The organism is Aquipluma nitroreducens (assembly GCF_009689585.1).
Lineage (GTDB): Bacteria > Bacteroidota > Bacteroidia > Bacteroidales > Prolixibacteraceae > Aquipluma > Aquipluma nitroreducens.
Genome location: NZ_AP018694.1, coordinates 1,782,194 through 1,799,380, shown reverse-complemented (window position 1 = coordinate 1,799,380; position 17,187 = coordinate 1,782,194). Strand labels below are relative to the sequence as shown.

Annotated in this window: 17 protein-coding genes; 10 read left to right on the top strand and 7 right to left on the bottom strand. The window is 40.7% G+C overall.

The window, feature by feature from the left end; genetic code table 11:
- Entirely contained in the window at positions 1-1,149 is a 1,149-nt protein-coding gene (locus AQPE_RS07520; RefSeq protein ID WP_318350444.1) for an iron-containing alcohol dehydrogenase, read from the bottom strand.
- A gap of 178 nt (positions 1,150-1,327) precedes the next feature.
- Between AQPE_RS07520 and AQPE_RS07515 the strand changes: the two genes are divergently transcribed.
- Entirely contained in the window at positions 1,328-2,224 is an 897-nt protein-coding gene (locus AQPE_RS07515; protein ID WP_318350443.1) for a helix-turn-helix domain-containing protein, read from the top strand.
- On the opposite strand, the gene AQPE_RS07510 is transcribed toward AQPE_RS07515, so the two are convergent.
- The 4 genes from AQPE_RS07510 to AQPE_RS07495 all read right to left on the bottom strand — a co-directional run bounded on the left by AQPE_RS07510 (position 2,221) and on the right by AQPE_RS07495 (position 6,734).
- Complete coding sequence (locus tag AQPE_RS07510; RefSeq protein WP_318350442.1) at positions 2,221-2,826, bottom strand: nucleotidyltransferase family protein; 606 nt, start codon at positions 2,824-2,826, stop codon at positions 2,221-2,223. The genes AQPE_RS07515 and AQPE_RS07510 overlap by 4 nt on opposite strands.
- Positions 2,819-3,835 (bottom strand): XdhC family protein, encoded by a 1,017-nt coding sequence (locus tag AQPE_RS07505; RefSeq protein ID WP_318350441.1) that lies wholly within the window; start codon positions 3,833-3,835, stop codon positions 2,819-2,821. Before AQPE_RS07505 ends, AQPE_RS07510 begins: the two co-directional genes overlap by 8 nt.
- A gap of 29 nt (positions 3,836-3,864) precedes the next feature.
- Positions 3,865-6,114: a xanthine dehydrogenase family protein molybdopterin-binding subunit gene (locus AQPE_RS07500; RefSeq protein WP_318350440.1), complete on the bottom strand. Its 2,250-nt coding sequence runs from the start codon at positions 6,112-6,114 to the stop codon at positions 3,865-3,867.
- A 164-nt stretch (positions 6,115-6,278) separates the two neighbouring features.
- On the bottom strand, positions 6,279-6,734 hold the full coding sequence (locus AQPE_RS07495) for a (2Fe-2S)-binding protein (protein ID WP_318350439.1): 456 nt from the start codon (positions 6,732-6,734) through the stop codon (positions 6,279-6,281).
- A 302-nt stretch (positions 6,735-7,036) separates the two neighbouring features.
- On the opposite strand from AQPE_RS07495, the gene AQPE_RS07490 reads away from it, so the two are divergent.
- From AQPE_RS07490 to AQPE_RS23875, 5 genes are read left to right on the top strand one after another with little or no spacing between them, the layout of a single operon-like run.
- The gene (locus AQPE_RS07490; protein ID WP_318350438.1) at positions 7,037-8,011 is read left to right on the top strand and encodes a GTP 3',8-cyclase MoaA; all 975 of its coding nucleotides are present in this window, start codon (positions 7,037-7,039) and stop codon (positions 8,009-8,011) included.
- A gap of 2 nt (positions 8,012-8,013) precedes the next feature.
- Positions 8,014-8,265: a MoaD/ThiS family protein gene (locus AQPE_RS07485; RefSeq protein ID WP_318350437.1), complete on the top strand. Its 252-nt coding sequence runs from the start codon at positions 8,014-8,016 to the stop codon at positions 8,263-8,265.
- A 12-nt stretch (positions 8,266-8,277) separates the two neighbouring features.
- The gene (locus AQPE_RS07480) at positions 8,278-8,745 is read left to right on the top strand and encodes a molybdenum cofactor biosynthesis protein MoaE (RefSeq protein WP_318350436.1); all 468 of its coding nucleotides are present in this window, start codon (positions 8,278-8,280) and stop codon (positions 8,743-8,745) included.
- Positions 8,729-9,445 (top strand): HesA/MoeB/ThiF family protein, encoded by a 717-nt coding sequence (locus AQPE_RS07475; protein WP_318350435.1) that lies wholly within the window; start codon positions 8,729-8,731, stop codon positions 9,443-9,445. The genes AQPE_RS07480 and AQPE_RS07475 overlap by 17 nt, the downstream gene beginning before the upstream one ends.
- 3 nt (positions 9,446-9,448) lie before the next feature.
- Positions 9,449-9,706, top strand: a complete 258-nt coding sequence (locus tag AQPE_RS23875; RefSeq protein ID WP_404801015.1) for a T9SS type A sorting domain-containing protein — start codon at positions 9,449-9,451, stop codon at positions 9,704-9,706.
- Between the two features lie 74 nt (positions 9,707-9,780).
- On the opposite strand, the gene AQPE_RS07470 is transcribed toward AQPE_RS23875, so the two are convergent.
- The gene (locus tag AQPE_RS07470) at positions 9,781-11,280 is read right to left on the bottom strand and encodes an IS1634 family transposase (protein WP_318347493.1); all 1,500 of its coding nucleotides are present in this window, start codon (positions 11,278-11,280) and stop codon (positions 9,781-9,783) included.
- A gap of 246 nt (positions 11,281-11,526) precedes the next feature.
- Here AQPE_RS07470 and AQPE_RS07465 point away from each other — a divergent pair, with 246 nt between their 5' ends.
- Together AQPE_RS07465 and AQPE_RS07460 are read left to right on the top strand one after the other, a co-directional pair.
- The gene (locus AQPE_RS07465; protein ID WP_318350434.1) at positions 11,527-12,102 is read left to right on the top strand and encodes a helix-turn-helix domain-containing protein; all 576 of its coding nucleotides are present in this window, start codon (positions 11,527-11,529) and stop codon (positions 12,100-12,102) included.
- 29 nt (positions 12,103-12,131) lie between these two features.
- Positions 12,132-13,784 (top strand): AMP-binding protein, encoded by a 1,653-nt coding sequence (locus tag AQPE_RS07460; RefSeq protein ID WP_318350433.1) that lies wholly within the window; start codon positions 12,132-12,134, stop codon positions 13,782-13,784.
- Here the strand turns inward: AQPE_RS07460 and AQPE_RS07455 are convergent.
- Entirely contained in the window at positions 13,777-14,928 is a 1,152-nt protein-coding gene (locus AQPE_RS07455; RefSeq protein ID WP_318350432.1) for a hypothetical protein, read from the bottom strand. The two genes, AQPE_RS07460 and AQPE_RS07455, sit on opposite strands and share 8 nt — an antisense overlap.
- A gap of 384 nt (positions 14,929-15,312) precedes the next feature.
- Here AQPE_RS07455 and AQPE_RS07450 point away from each other — a divergent pair, with 384 nt between their 5' ends.
- On the top strand, positions 15,313-15,681 hold the full coding sequence (locus AQPE_RS07450; RefSeq protein ID WP_318350431.1) for a response regulator transcription factor: 369 nt from the start codon (positions 15,313-15,315) through the stop codon (positions 15,679-15,681).
- 35 nt (positions 15,682-15,716) lie between these two features.
- Complete coding sequence (locus tag AQPE_RS07445) at positions 15,717-17,186, top strand: HEAT repeat domain-containing protein (RefSeq protein ID WP_318350430.1); 1,470 nt, start codon at positions 15,717-15,719, stop codon at positions 17,184-17,186.
- Position 17,187 lies beyond the last annotated feature (1 nt).

The window sequence follows — 17,187 nt, the reverse complement described above, 5'->3', positions numbered from 1 at the left end:
TTATTTCGCATTTTCCAATACGGTGGTTATCATCTCTTTCGTATATAAGCCTTCAGCGCCCCACATTTTAGCAACTACCGATAACTTTTCAACCAACACGGGAATATCTTCTTCCGGAATGTTGCCTTCTTTTAAAGTTACCGGGGCTCCAATTTTCTGATACCATTGTTTCAAAGCCTCAATTCCGGCATCAGCGCCATCAACATTAAACATGTTTTTGGCGAATTGTACGAAGCGTTCGGGCAGATTGTTCTTTTGCCATTTCATCCAGGCTGGCATTACAATCGACAAGCCTGCTCCGTGGGCAATATTGTACTCAGCCGATAAGGTGTGTTCTATAAAGTGAGTGTCGTAGCGGTTGTTTTCAACGCCGCAGAAAGTGGTGAAGTTCAATGCTTGTGTGGCAGCCCAGGCAAATTCGGCACGGGCTTCGTAGTTACTTGCATCTTTAAGCAGAATTTCGGTGGTACGGATAACAGTTTTCAGGATATTCTCAACGTATCCGGCCATATGTTCAGGCAAATAAGTGGCCGACAGGTACATATCCAAACTATGCGCAAAAATATCGGCAGCCGAATAAACCAAATATTCGTTTGTTACGGTAGCCTGAAGTTCAGGATTTATAACTGAAACAGTTGGAAAAGTTGCAGCCCCGGCCAGGTTGAATTTCTCTTTGGTTTCTTCTTTGGTCACCACAGCAAAATTGTTCATTTCGCTACCGGTTGCAGCAAGCGTTATAATATCAAAAATCTTCAATGCTTTGTTGGGAACAGCTTTGTAGGTGAAAAAATCCCAAACGTCGCCATCGTAAGTTGCACCAGCGGCAATGGCTTTCGACGAGTCGAGCACCGAACCGCCTCCAACTGCCAAAACAGCTTCAGCACCCGATGATTTAGCCAATGCAACGCCTTCATAAACTTTGCTTAAAACCGGGTTGCTTTGCACTCCGCCTAGCGCTTCGTAACTGATTTTGTTGTCAGTTAATGAATCAGCTACGGTATCAAACAAACCGCTTTTTCTGATTCTTTCCGAACCGTAAACAATCAGAACTTTTGTTATGCCGTATTCAGCGATAAATTGTCCGATGTTTTTTTCTTTTCCTTTTCCGAACTCTATTCTGGTTGGGTTGTAATACGTGAATGCTTTCATTGTTTCTGTTTTTGTAATTCATAAAAATTGTATTGTGCAAATTTCGAAGGAAAAAACAGGAATGAATAACCCAAATTACGGTATTGCTTACCTAAATTACGGATTCTTAATTTGGCTGTACTTTTTTAAAAATGAGTTCTTTACTTTTGTCAGAGAATAAAACGTTAAATGAAAAGTTATGAGCGAGGTTACCCGATTAAATACCGTTACCGAATACAACAATATGGTGGGACAGGAAACCTTGCATCCACTGGTAAGTGTTGTTGATTTTGCGAAAAAGGAACCTTTTTACTATTTCAGGATGCAACTGGGAATATATGCCATATTCCTGAAAGACGTGAAATGTGGTGACATGGTTTACGGCGTAAGTACCTACGATTATGAAGAAGGCACGTTAGTTTTCGTTGCTCCAAACCAGGTTTATGGCTTTGCAGATAAGAGCGAAAAGCGGCAGGGAAAAGGTAAGGCGTTAGTATTTCATCCTGATTTGATTCATGGTACAACGCTGGGAAGGAATATTAAAGATTATTCATTTTTCTTGTACGAAGTAAATGAGGCGCTGCACCTCTCTACAAGGGAAAGGGCTATTATTGATGATTGTTTGGAGAAGATCGGCTATGAATTGGAACATGCCATTGACTCGCACAGCAAAACCCTTATTGTTTCGTACATTGAATTGTTCCTGAATTACTGTAAACGCTTTTATGAGCGCCAGTTTATAACCCGAAGCAATGTCAATAAAGATGTTTTAACACGGTTTGAAAAGGTGGTAGATGAATACTTTTCAACTAATTTGCCCACTGAACTCGGACTGCCTTCGGTGAGTTATTGTGCCGATAAACTATTTCTATCGTCCAACTACCTGGGCGATTTGCTAAAAAAGGAAACCGGTAAATCGGCACAAGAGCACATTCAGTTGAAATTGATTGAAATTGCAAAGGAGAAAATTTACGAACCAGGCAAATCGATCAGCCAAATTGCTTACGAGTTAGGATTTAAGCACCCACAGCATTTTGCCCGAATGTTTAAGAAGAATACCGGATTTTCACCGAATGAATACCGGATTTTAAACTAGAGTTTAGTCAAATATTTTTCCAATAATTGTTGGTAGGATTGAAAGGTATCCATGTCCTCCAATATGTCGTCAGATTCCAATCGGATTACATTTTCTTCGTGGCGTTTAATAACTTTTTTAGCGCCTTTGTCATTGCTCAATTCGGTAAGTTCCTTCAAAAAGCATTGATCAAAAAGTACGGGAACGCCTGTCCATCCTGAAGCGGAGCGTGAGACCAGGATTTGTTTAGAATTGGGTTGATAGGCGTCAAACATTTTTTCAAAGTAGGAAGTCGTAAGCAAGGGTTGATCCAGCAAAGTGATCAAAACTCCATCTGCCGCCGGAAATTTCTGGATTATCTGACCGATTCCAAACGAAATGGAGCTACCCATTCCACTTTCCCAATCCGTATTAATAAAGATGTTTACCGGATATTTCTCAATAACGGGAATGACAAGATCCGAATTTGAACCGATAACGACATTAATCGGATTGCCTGTATCCTGCAAAATCTCAATTTGATGCTCGATCAGGGTTTGGTTCCCCCAGGGTAACAACTGTTTGGGTTGTCCCATTCGGCTTGAACCACCAGCTGCCAAAAGTAAAACCGGAATTTCAGCCATGGATTGAACCTACTTTATTTCGTAATGCTTCGGGCTTTTTATTCCGAATTACAGCTAAGATTTCGGCCAGAATGGAAACGGCAATCTCTGAAGCAGTTTCTGCGCCAATGTTGATTCCTGCCGGGCTGTGAATCTGTTCCAGAAATTCGGGTGAAATATCCGGAAAATAGTCGAGTAAAGTTGATAACAATCGTTCCCTCCGGTTTATTGAACCGACAATACCGAGGTAAGCAGGTCTGATCTCTTTCAGCGCCATCAGATATTGCACATCTTTATTATAACTGTGTGTCATAATAACCACTGCCGTTTGCTCATCCACATCCGAGGTGTCGATGTTTTCGAAAAATGGAGAGATTAAAGCATCAGCACCCGGGAAATAATCACAGGATTTTGATTCATCTGCCGAAGCCACAATTGTCACTTCCCAGCCCAGTAATTTGGCTGCCTGACACAATTGAACAGCATCGTGTTCAGCTCCAAAAATATACAATTGAAACAGGGGGTTGAATTTTTGAGAAAAGCATTCCTGATCATCAATCTGCACTGATTCAAAAAATGGATTTAAGGAATATGTTTTACCATTCAAGATTACGACTGTTCCTGCATTTTTATGTTCGCCTACTTCAGGATAGTAATAAGCATCAATCCTGAAATTTTGCCGGTGTTTTAATGCCGTTTCAAAGTTTTTCAAAAGTTCTTCAGAAAGAAAAACTGGTTCGATTAAAATATGAAGAATCCCTTCGCAGCCGATCCGCAAGCGACCGTCGTAGGTCATTAATTTTGCTTTCCCACTTTTAAATACACTTTGAGCCTGTCGTTCTATTTCCGTTTCAACGCAGCCTCCACTAACTGCACCTGTAGAATCGCCATCTTCATTAAATACCATGCGAACACCGGGACGCCGGTAGGAAGAACCTTCCAAATCGACCACGGTAACAAAAACAGCTTTTTTCCCCTGTTGCTGCCAGGTCTTTAATGTTTGAAACAGCAATTTTATTTCGTGTGTCATCGCGTTCAACTAAAAATATCCGGGTTTCTTTATGATTCAAAACTGTTTTTAATGAATGGTTGATGGCGGTATCTATCACCGGTTGCTTTGTATAAAGCATTTGCCAATGCGCCCATAACCGGTGGATAAGGTGGTTCGCCAAGGCCTGTTGGATGAATCTCATTCTGAACAAAGTGAACTTCAATCTCTTTGGGAGCTTCGGTATGCCGGATCAAACGATAAGAATCGAAATTATCCTGATCTGGTTGACCTTTACTAAATGTGAGCTGTCCATACATGGACTGTCCAATTCCGTCCACGATGGCACCTTCGGTCATGTTAATTGCAGCATCCGGATTCACAACAACCCCACAGTCGATAGCAGTATAAACTTTTTGAATGACAGGATTATCTTTATCTCCGGTGATATCCACCACATTTGCCACATACGAACTATGACAAAAATAGGCCGCAACTCCGCGATTCTTTCCGGCAGAATCTTTTTCCCAGCCTGATTTGTCGCGCACCAATTCAATTACTCCGGCATAACGGGCTGCATCGTAATCGTTTTTCTCGCCCACCGGATTTTCCTTTGCCCTTTTCAATAGATCGAGACGAAACTGGATGGGATCTTTGCCCATTGCTTCTGCCAGCTCGTCAAGGAACGACTGCTCCGCTACGGCATTGAAGTTGGAACCAGGTGCCCTCATTGCCCCAACAGTAATGTTCGATTCAATGGCCCAACTTTCGGCCAGGTAATTATCTACTGCTCCGGCAGGGAACCGGTTAGCATGGAGTGCATTTTCAGGAACTCCGCCCATTTTGACATGAAAAGCAGTGAGATTATTGTTTGAATCCAACGCGGCCCTATACAAAGCGTGATATGCCGGACGATAAATGCCAAATGTGATTTCATCTTCGCGTGTATAAATCAGTTTAACCGGCGCTTTTACTTTTTGCGAAATCAATGCGGCTTCAACCATAAAATGTCCGTACAAGCGTCGTCCAAATCCACCTCCCATCCGGGTCATCTGAATGTCAATTTTTTCAAGTGGCAAACCAAGCCGTGCCGACAAGGTCTTTTCCATATATTCAGGAGACTGAATTGGTCCAACTAATATCGCATTATCAGCAGATACATCGGCAAAAAAGTTCATGGGCTCCATCGGCGTGTGTGCCAGAAATGGTGCGGTATAGGTACGTTCAATCACCTTGGCTGCTTTTTTAAAAGCTTCTTCCGGATTGCCATCTCTTCGCTCAATCTTACCCGGTTTGGCAGCTGCTGCCACCATTTTGGCGTTGTGGTCGGCCGTACTTTCAAGCCCGGATGGAACATTAACGAGCTGATCTCCTCCCCAACCCGCCATGGCGATTTTATAATCCGCAAAGGGCTCCCATTCAACTTTTAAATACGCCTTGGCGCTCATTACTTCCCAGGTTGAATTGCCAACAATGGCAACCAGTTCAGTGAACGAAGTTGTGTCGCACCACTGTGGTTTATAGTCGTCGTTAAATAATTTAATTTGAAAAACGTCTTTGATTCCAGGTTTGGTCTTTACATCCGTTGCATCGAAAGATTTCAGTTTCATCCCAAAAGCCGGCGGATGGACGATCATGGCAATTAGCATTCCTTCTTTTTTGTAATCGAGGCCAAACAAGGGTTGGCCAACCACTATTTTATGCCCATCCACATTTTTTTTAGAAGTTCCAATGATTTTAAAATCTTTCAGGTCTTTTAATTCGACCTCTTTGGGGACAGGTAGTTGGGCTGCGGCAGAAGCGACTTCGCCATAACCAGCTTTTTTGCCACTATTTTTATGATACAATATGCCAAGTTCTGTTGTGATTTCTTCAACCGGTACATTCCATTTTTTTGCAGCAGCATCCATCAGCATTTTTCGAGCTGAAGCCCCCGCCATTCGAAGACCCGGCCAGCTTTGCTTTATGGAATCACTTCCACCAGCAAGTTGTCTGTTAAAAATAGCTGTGTTTAACGGAGCTTGTTCAACCAACACATTTTTCCAGTCAACATCCAGTTCTTCCGCGACAATCATGGGCATTGATGTTTTTACATTCTGGCCAATTTCAGGATTTGGCGACATGATGGTAACCACCCCATTTTCACCGATCTTTAAATAACCGTTGATTTCAAACCATTCGTCAGGAATGGACTGTCCTTTAGATGCAGATGTACTGCAGGCTGCTGCCAGCCAGTTAAAACCAATCAGCAGACCCCCACCAGTTAACAACGAACTTTTTATAAATGAACGTCTATTGAGTTCTGTTTTTACAATTGTCATGTTTCGTGATTTTAGATTAACTATTTCATATGTCTATAATTTGCTTCTTAATTGCCATATGGAACTCACTATTTTGTCATCCTCGTGTGTGAGTATGTTTTACTCATGGCTCGTTTCATCTGTCAACAAAGAAAATTAGTAGCAGACCTGAAATATAAGGTCCATTAAGAATTGGCCGCAGTTTTTATGGCTGCTTTGATTCGGGTGTAGGTTCCACAACGGCAAATATTGCCATTCATGGCCGATTCAATTTCTTCATCGGTTGGATGTGGATTTACTTTCAATAATGCTGCTGCGTTCATTATTTGTCCACTCTGGCAATAACCACATTGCGGCACATCATGTTCAATCCATGCTTGTTGAAGCGGATGATCTCCATTTTCAGAAAGTCCTTCAATGGTTGTTATTTCTTTGTCTCCTACTGAATCCACAAAGGTTATACACGAACGCACTGCAACACCGTCAAGGTGAATGGTGCAGGCGCCGCATTGTGCCATTCCACAGCCAAACTTGGTACCTACCAGATTGAGATGATCCCGGAGTACCCAAAGCATCGGAGTTGAAGGATCAACATCTACCTGATATTCTTTTCTGTTAACTTTCAATTTAAAAATTGCCATAGTATTTCAAATTTAGGATCTTTCAATTTTAGCGAATAAGTCAGAATGTAAAGCGATAATATTTTCTTAGTCAATAGCGTAACAAAGGAAAAATCTATTTGGTTCACCCAACAGTTATCTTTTGGCACGATCTGCCTAAATGCTTGATTCTTCATGATTAATAATGGATTAACAAATTCGGGAGAACAAAGGGATGACGCTGAATTATACTTTTTTATTATCCATGCGAGAAATGCAGAAATAGAGTCTATGAGTGATCGACACGACTGAACAAATTATTATATAAATGGTTAAATTAAACCATGATAAAGATTGAAGACAATCGGGGAAGGCGGTTCGAAAAACTCAGGATAAGTTTATTGAATGAGTGTAACTTTTCATGCGTGTATTGTGTCAGCGAGGATTTCGGTAACATATCAGTAAAGACAATCCAAGAGCAAACTGCAGACCAACCTCTCGCTCCAGATGAATTTATTAAACTGATTGAGGCGGTGCATCGCTTGACCGGGTTAAAAAGCGTTAGGTTGACCGGTGGTGAACCGCTATTGCATAGTAATCTTTTTTATTTGATTAATCACATTCAAAAAATCGGAATTTCTGATATTCGGCTCACTACCAATGGATATTTACTGAAAGAAAGAGCGTCAAAACTTTTTGATGCAGGTGTGAAGTCAATCAACATTTCGGTCGATGCAATCGATCAGGATATCTTCGGTGAAATTTCTCGTCATCCCAATACCGCAAGGGTTTTTCAGGGAATTGAAGCTGCCGTAAAAGCAGGAATGAATGTAAAATTAAATGCAGTGATCATGCGGGGAAAGAACGATTCTCAGATTATACCATTGCTCGATTACGCTGCTGGGTTGGGCGTTAAAATCCGTTTTCTGGAATTGATGAAAATGGGACATTTGTACCATTCGGAGAACGGGCTGTTTTTTTCGGAAAAGGAAATGCTGGCCGTCATTCAGGAAAAGTATACGATTGAACCGGTGAAAAGAGAATACGCTGAAACATCAAATTACTGGCGGACTTCGGGTGGCGGAACATTCGGGATTATTGCCAACGAATCGACTCCGTTTTGCCACGATTGTAACCGGCTGCGAATGGATAGCAACGGTATTTTCTACGGATGTTTGAGCAATGCGCACGGCGAAAAACTTTCACCTTATATTCATGACGATGTTCTGCTGACTGAAAAGCTGAGAGGATTGCTGCGCCTGAAACAGCCAGTCAAATTTCATGGAAGTGAATTGTCAATGAGAAATATTGGAGGATAAAAATGGATAAAAGAGCGATTAAAATTATCTGCTTTGCAGGACTCAGGAAATATTTCGGGAGCGAAACAACTGTTCATGTTGAATCCGGAGATAACTATTCAGTAATTATTGACGGATTAAAAGCCATCAACCCCGAAGCAACTGAAGTTTTAACGAGTTGCAGGATTGCTGTGAATGAAGCATTTGTTTCGTTAGGCGATCCGATAAAAACTGAAAACGCAATTTTTCTGATTCCGCCGTCAAGTGGAGGTTAAACTTTAAATACAATGAAACATCTGCAACATACAGACCTGAATTACAGCGAACTTTTCGACGAATTCCGAAATCCGAATAGTGGGGCAGTGGTGCTTTTCAGTGGCGAAGTTCGTGACAATAACAAGGGCAGGGAAGTTACACATCTGGAATATGAAGCTTACGAGCCCATGGCGAATAAAATGATTGAGGAGATTTTGAAGGAAGCCATTTCCCGGTTCAAACTGAACCAGGCTATTTGCGCTCATCGTTTGGGACGGGTTGAGATTAGCGGTTGTGCGGTGGTGGTCATCACCGGCGCTGGGCACCGAAAGGAGGCTTATGACGCGAATCAATTTATTATCGACAAGGTAAAAAATGAAGTGCCCATCTGGAAACACGAGTTTTTTACTGACGGCACCAGTGAATGGGGACAAAATTGCGATTGTGTTATTGGCACGGGCGAACACGAACATGATCACCATCATGAGAAAGCTGAGTAAGGAAGATTTATCGAGATTTACCCGACATTTTTCACTTCCTGAAATTGGGAATGAAGGTCAGGAGAAACTAAAAAATGCAAGGGTTTTGGTAATTGGTGCCGGAGGTTTGGGAAGTCCGTTGCTGATTTACCTGGGAGCTGCAGGAGTGGGTACAATTGGCATTGTTGACGATGATATTGTAAGTCTGTCAAATTTGCAACGACAAGTTTTATACACAACTGCCGAAGTGGGGCTCAAAAAAGTAAAAATTGCAGCTCAAAAATTGCAGGCACTTTATCCTGAACTTGAAATTCAAACCTACGATTTTAGACTCAACCCCGAAAATGCCGAAAAACTTTTTCAGGAATACGATATAGTGGCCGACTGCACCGATAATTACAAAACCAGGACACTGATCGGACAGGTTTCGGCGAAATTAAAAATGCCGCTGGCTTTTGCCTCAGTCCTGAATTACGAAGGGCAAATCACCGTTTTTAATTATCAGGGCGGACCGACTTTGGAAGATTTATATCCCAATGTTCCCAAAGATGGAATTTATAAAGAAAATGAAATTGGGTTGTTGGGTGTTTTGCCTGGGATTACCGGAACACTTCAGGCCAATGAAATCATCAAAATCATTACCGGATATGGTGAAGTAATCAGTGGCAAATTACTGGTTTTCAACATTCAGGAAAACAGGTTTAATCTTTTCAGGTTTTAACCGATCTTCTATTTCCTGTCTGATTGTCTCCCGGAATCAACTCGTAGCAATACCTTAGTTATTTATCCAAATCCGGGGAAAGGAATATTTACTGTGCTGGGCGAAAATGTTAACAGTGTTAGGGTAACCCGCCTTTCCGGAAAAGTTGTTTGCGTCAGCCAAACACCGATCTTCGATCTTTCCAATCAGCCTACCAGTATCTATTTTGTTGCGGTCAAGACTGATCAGACAACAGTTGTTAAGAAGATTATCAAGAATTAGATTTTTTCTTTTACTCTGGTGGATGCCAATCTGAAATCCTTCCAATGGAATAATCGGGTCCTGACTTGTGACATTTAGTGCGGTAGCAGATTCCATTTGGTAATAAGGTTTGCAAGTTGGCTATTCATGATTTCCTTTGTGGGGGATCGGAAGACAAATGTTTGTTTGGTCAATCGGTCTTGAATATGGGTTTCTGTTATGTTCCAGACAAGGAACCGGATTTCCCTCAATGATAATTTGGTGATTATTTCCAGGTATTTTTCTGCTATCAGAGCGACAAAACAAATCAGTACGTGAGCCTTGATCGCTTCTTGTTTTTGATGGTATATTGGGCGGGTTTGCAAATCAAACTTACTCATGCGGAACGATTGTTCAATGTGCCAGAGCTGGTGGTAACGGTCTATGACCATTTGGTTGGACAGTTGTTGTTCGGGCAAGTTGGTGCAATACCCCTTAATTCCAAGCAACAGCCTCCTTTTTTCTATCAATGTCGTGTTGAGTTCTATTTTTTCTTTAGTAACCTTCCTGACAAATTGAGCCTTCACTTTCAGTGACTGCTTTGCCACCAGCTCTTCGGCTTTTTGAACAAGCTTGTTTAGCTCGTTCAATTCCTTTTTATACCGTTTGAGTGAAAAATCGCACACCAAATAACCGTATCGCGATGGAAAGCGGGCTATGGCACCGTGTTTCCCGTTCAATGTTGCATGGATTTGTTTTACCAATCCAAGTTCCGCATTGGCCAGCCGTGCACCAACAATGTACGATAGTTTCTTTTCCCTGAGTTCGGCAAGCCTTTCTTCATCCAGCATTGCGGCATCGGCTACAATAATTGGCCGTGTCTGCGGGTGGGCTGAGGTAAACGTTTCCACAACCGGGAGCATTGTCTTTCCTTCGAATGTGTTGCCTGCAAAAACCTGATACGACAGTGGAAACCCTGTTTGTGTTACCAGCAGCCCGATGACAATTTGGGGTTGCTGTGACTTGTTGTCCTTTGAGAACCCTTGTATTTTAAACTCATCGGCCTTAAACGACTCGAAATACAATGTGGTAACATCGTACAGCACAAAATAGAAAGGTTCATTGAACTTCTGTTGTGCCACCCTGTAAGCACATTGCTCAATATCTGCCTTGTATGCTGACAACTTTGGAATATTGCGGTAAATCCGTTGAGAATATTTAATGCCGAAGTAATATCCCAGCAGTTCAACAGAGCGGAGTTTTGAAGCAGGCTCGATAAGGCGCATAATGGCCAGATCAAGCAACAGGCGGGGAAGATGGGATAAACCGCATTCATCGAAACAGCCCATGAAGAACCGAAAAGCAAAGTGGTGCGTCACCCCAATGCATTCGCCCCTGTCTACAACTAAAAGTTTTTGTTTTTGGGCAGGGAACAACGATAACTGGGCGGTTTGTTCATCGATCCATTCCAATGCCCTTTGCCTCAAAACAGCCTCTTCTATCTGGTCTTTGGCGCTACCAATATGTTTGCCTACAATCGATCTGTGACCAACATACCTGACAACCTGAACCGCAACAGATCCCGACTTAGTTTTGACTTTTCGTACTGAATACATACCGCAAAATTAGGCGTTAGTGCGGTGAAATCAATAAATATTAATTGCTAAATTGTTAATAATGTGGAATTTAAAAATTGATCTCTGTGGAAAAATCAAAAGTGTCACAAGTCAGGAATGGAATAATCGGGTAATTTATCAATGAAACAGTAAGCACTATTTTCGTCAAAGTTTCATAAATTTCAGGCTTGCTTGAAAGCAAAATAAACCTATTTTTGTGAATCACTCTCTTAAAAGCCCCCAGCTATGACAATCGAGATAACCGTTGGTGAGAAAATAAAACAGATTCGTGAAATGAAAAAGGTCAGCCTTGAAGAGCTGGCTTCCAGAAGTGGAATGGATATTACAACGATTCAAAAAATTGAACAGGAAAAGAATATTCCGTCATTGGCTCCACTGGTGAAAATCGCTCGCGCACTTGGTGTTCGCCTCGGTACTTTTCTCGACGACAGCGATTCATATGGTCCTGTAGTTGTTCGTTCAGGCGAATATCAGAAAGGGGCAAGATTTACTTCTCAAAGCAGCGAAACACGCGAGCATCTGAATTTTTTCTCGCTTGCGTTTGACAAGGCTGGTCGAAACATGGAGCCGTTTATTGTAGAAATTGAACCCGGGCAGCAATCGGATTACATGCTTTCATCGCACGAAGGAGAGGAATTTATTTATGTACTTGAGGGCGAAATTGAAATCAATTACGGCAAGGAACTTTACCGGCTTGCAAAAGGCGACAGTATTTATCTCGATTCGATCGTATTACACAATGTACATGCAGGGAACAGTATGTCTGCCAAAATACTGGCTGTTGTTTATGCTCCTTTTTAGATTTCAATCCATACTGAAAATAAAAATCCATGCAATTACTTGATTTTACTTTTGGCGAATTATTAGAGAAGTATGCCATTGAAGCTCCTGATAGGGAATTTATGGTTTATGCCGACAGGAATTTAAGATTTACCTATTCGCAATTTAACGAAAGGGTTGATCAACTGGCCAAAGGGCTTTTATATATTGGAGTTTCGAAGGACGATAAAGTGGGTATTTGGGCCAATAATGTTCCTGATTGGCTGACATTTATGTTTGCCACTGCCAAAATCGGAGCAGTTCTGGTAACCATCAATACCAATTATAAATCATCTGAGTTAGAGTACTTACTGCATGATGCAGATATTCATACCCTTTGCTTGATCGACGGATTCCGCGACAGCGATTATGTGAATATGATTTTTGACTCAGTTCCCGAGCTAAAAGATAGCCCAAGAGGAAACCTGTCGAGCGAAAAATTCCCCAAACTTAAAAATGTAGTTTTCATTGGTCCGCAGAAACACCGTGGAATGTATAATACTTCCGAACTTTTGTTGCTCGGAAGCCACATTGATGATTTCGAACTGGAATTAATCAAAGAAACCATCTGTTGCCACGACGCGGTTAATATGCAATACACCTCCGGAACTACCGGTTTCCCCAAAGGAGTGATGTTAACACATCACAATATCCTGAATTGCGGTTATGCTACAGGCGAATTTATGCGATATACCTCCCATGAGCGGTTGTTGGTTTGTGTTCCATTGTTCCATTGTTTTGGATGCGTATTGGCGCTTTGTGCAGTCATAACACATGGAAGCACCATGGTGATGGTCGAGAATTTCGATCCGTTGATGGTTCTGGCTTCTGTTGAGAAGGAAAAATGTACGGCATTATACGGAGTCCCAACCATGTTTATTGCTGAGTTGAACCATCCGATGTTCGACATGTTCGATTTAAGTTCATTACGTACCGGAATCATGGCCGGTTCACTTTGCCCCATCGAAACCATGAACCAGGTAATGCAGAAAATGAACATGAAAGACATCATCATTGTGTACGGATTGACAGAAACTTCTCCTGGAATGACTGCGACACGAACCCATAATTCACCTGAAGTGCGCGCTACCACAGTAGGTTTTGAATACCCCAATGTCGAGGTTAAAATTGTTAATCCGGAAACCGGTGAGGATTGCCCGGTTGGCGAACATGGAGAAATCTGTTGCCGTGGATACAATGTAATGAAAGGCTATTACAAGAATCCTGAAGCTACTGCCAAAGCAATTGATCGGGATGGCTGGCTACATTCCGGAGATTTGGCTGTGAAAACTCCTGACGGTTTTTATCGGATTACCGGACGTATTAAAGACATGATTATTCGTGGCGGTGAAAATATTTACCCACGCGAAGTCGAAAATTTTATTTATAACATTCCTGAAGTTGAATCCGTTGAGGTTGTTGGCGTTCCAAGCAAAAAGTATGGCGAACAAGTTGGCGCGTTTATCAAGCTTAAAGCAGGCAGTGAATTATCAGATGAAGCTGTTCAGGAATTCTGTCGGGGAAAAATTGCCCGCTATAAAATTCCTCAGTTTATCTTTTTTGTTGATGGATTTCCGATGACTGCCAGTGGCAAAATCCAAAAATACAAACTCAGGGAATTAAGTCTGGAATTGCTCAGAAAAAAAGGAGTTGAGGTTATTTAGTCCAGAATTTATCTTCATTGGGGATGTTTTTCGAATAGCCCAATTCCAGAGGATCAAAACGTAACATTCCGAATAAATACCAAGCTGTTGAGGAAACTGCCGGGTTGGTATCGACACCAGTCCAAAGTGCATCGCTTCCATACGAAGTTCCAAAATTGGCAGAATAGGGCAATGCGTATGATCCGGGGAAAGAGTTACTCTGAATCAGATTTTTCTTCATCTCCTGAAGACACTTTTGAGCTTCGCTTTCCATTTTTGCTTTGATAAAAGCCACTGCCATTTGACCAGTTCCTTCAAGCCAAACGACATCGCGATCCTCGTCGAAGCAGTATCCGCTAATTGGTTTTTTTGTAATTGTTGATGTCTGGGTCGTTTTAAACCGGCTTGTCTTTGATAGCACATCAACAGGAAAGTCTTCGAACGAACAATAGCCCCACGAAAGCACATCAAGTGCATATCTATATTTCGGATTTTCAGCCCATGCGATGATAAGTTTATCCGTTTGGTCCCACCTTACATTTTTGAAGTAGATCAGGAGTTTTTGATGAAACGAAGTGTATCCGGGAATAGCATTAAAAGCATCGATATTTCCTTCTGCAATTTTCGAAATACGGGATCCGTTTGAGGCATAGCCACCCCACAAACCTCCATCAGTATCCTGCAACGAAATTATCCAATTGGTTAATGCGGTTACTAGATTTTGGTATTTCGTATTTTGAGCTACATGATGATAATTATTCAATGCAATCAGCAGCCATGCATTATCACCAAGCCATCGGTGAGGTGAATTGTCAACCGGAATCCCATCAACTGTCCGCATTTGCCCAAATCCTCCGGGTCTTTTTAGTAGCTCCGATTCAAGTCGGCCATTAAAAAAGTCGAATATCTTTTCAGCTTTATCTAAATCGCCATACGATGTAAAAGCCATTGCCGCAAGTGCATTATCGTAGAGAGAAACAAGTCTTCCTCCTTCACTGCTAAGTAAAAGTCCGTTGGCTTGTTGCATATTGGTTAACCATGAATAAACAGAATCTACTTTTAATTCTGGCGCAGGTAATTCAGCGCTACTATTTTTTTTACATCCTATCGCGAATGCAGAGAAACATAAAATAGTGATTGTTAATGATATAATTGAGTTTCTCATTTCAATAAATTTTCAATTTAGTTCTTTTCAATTTTCACCAGGATACCAGATCTATTTATATATTCAAGACTCGTCATTTATGCATTTTCAGCTTGAGTTAACTTTGACACACCTGCCCATTTCATGTATTAATAATTCCTGAATGCATTAAATTATTTATCAGTAAGTTATAAAACAAAACTATAATTTGATTGTTTTCCGAAGGTAATTCATGATTAGAGAAAAACAATAATTTTAAATTCTAAATAGATAAGCAAATTCCAGTATTTTTATTGAAATGCTTTTTGTACCTTCGAAATCGAATCAATGCGAAGTTGTTGAAAAAATGGGACAATACTCCCTGATTTTTTATAAGTACTGATGTTTAATATAAATGATGCGACGATGAAGCGAATATTAGTGGCTGAAGACAATAAGTTGATTTTAGAAACGATTTTCCATAGCTTGAAACGCGAGGGATACGAGATTATTAAGGCAAATGATGGCAAAGAATGTTTACAAATTCTTGAAGATACAGAAGTCGATTTACTTATCACAGACTTGTACATGCCATTTGTAAATGGGAATGAAGTTATCACAATTATACGCGACGAAAGAAAGAAGAATATTCCAATCCTGGTTCTTTCAGCAGCAGGAGCGGAGGATAACGTTTTAAAAGCTTTTGATCTTGGAGCCGACGACTTTATGGTAAAGCCATTTAGTTTGGTAGAGCTTAATGTCAGAGTTCGTAAATTGTTGGCATTGAGACGTTAAGTCATGTTTTAAGCAACTCCTATAAATGGTTATCAATGACAGTACGCATCCGTAAGCCGAAAGTATTTATCACTGTATTTTTATGTTTTATTTTCATTTTTATTCTTCCGATGTCGGAGGAATGCAGAGGTGGCGTTAACAATCAGATTAATAATTCAAAAGAATCTAATAATTTATCTTCGGGAGTCGATGATTCGCTTCATTCTGCTTTGCAGCAAGATGAAGTTGCCCCAATCGATTCGTCAGCTTTCATTTCAGAAGGACAAGGAAAACAGATACAGGACGAGCCTGAGGCGAAGATCAGTCAACATCAAAAAGAAGTTAACAGGTTTGTTCTTTGGGTGGTAGGTGATAATAATGTTTCGGAATTTAAAAGCCGTATGATTGATTACGGGAATAATAATTTACCCTTGTTTCTGAGGAAATATTACAGGCAACTTGTTGATAAGACCTACACTTACCCGATTATCATTCTTTTCATATTGTTTATATTCGCATTGATTATCAATATCTCCATCGTCCTTCTGGTTATGTATTTCACCAACAAAATGAAGACCCACCGTGAGAGGTATATTCAGATCTATCGTAATTCATATGAAGAGGTATTGAGTTCATATTTATTTGGTGATATTGAATGGGATTTAGCACTTTTGAAATTGAAGAAGCTAAAAAAGCCACTAAACAGAAAAATATTAACAAGTGTACTTTTAGTATTCAAAGAAAACCTTCGGGGCGAGATGGATAATCAAATTCCACAAATATTTATAAATCTCGGATTGGAAAAGGATTCCTTAAAGCTTACAAAATCAATATTCTACCATAAAAGGATTGAAGGATTGAAGGCATTGACCAATCTCGATCCTGAAAATGCAAAAGAAATTATACCAAATTATCTCAACGATTCACATTTTCTGGTTCGAACAGAAGCTCAGGTCGCCTATGTCCGGCTTCATCCTGACGACCCTTTTGCTTTTTTGAAGACTTTAACAAGTCCATTTCCACGTTGGACACAACTATCATCTTTTTTTACCTTCAGGCTTCATCAGGTTCCTGTTCCTGCATTTGTTGATTACCTTGATTCCGAAATTCCTACGATACGAAATTTTAGTTTGCGTATGATTGTATTTTTCCAGCAACTTGAAAATGCTCCAGCGATTTATAAGTTACTTGATAGTCCTATCGAAATAACCAGATTTCTTTCTATTCATGCAGTAAATGATTTACGTCTTTATGAAGGAAAACAGATGATTAAGAATATGTATTCATCGGAAACCCAAAACAATAAGCTTGAAATTATAAAAGCATTGAAAAATATTGGAGATGAGGAAGATTATGATTTTCTGGAGTCTATTATTCGATCAGAATCTACCTCGTTGAAAACGGAAGCATGCCGTTCATTATATTACATGAATAGTGAAGGGCAGGAAAGGTTGAAAATTTTAAACCAGAACAGTGAATTAGAAATTGACCTTTTCCTGGCCCATGTAACTGATCCCAGAAACTGAA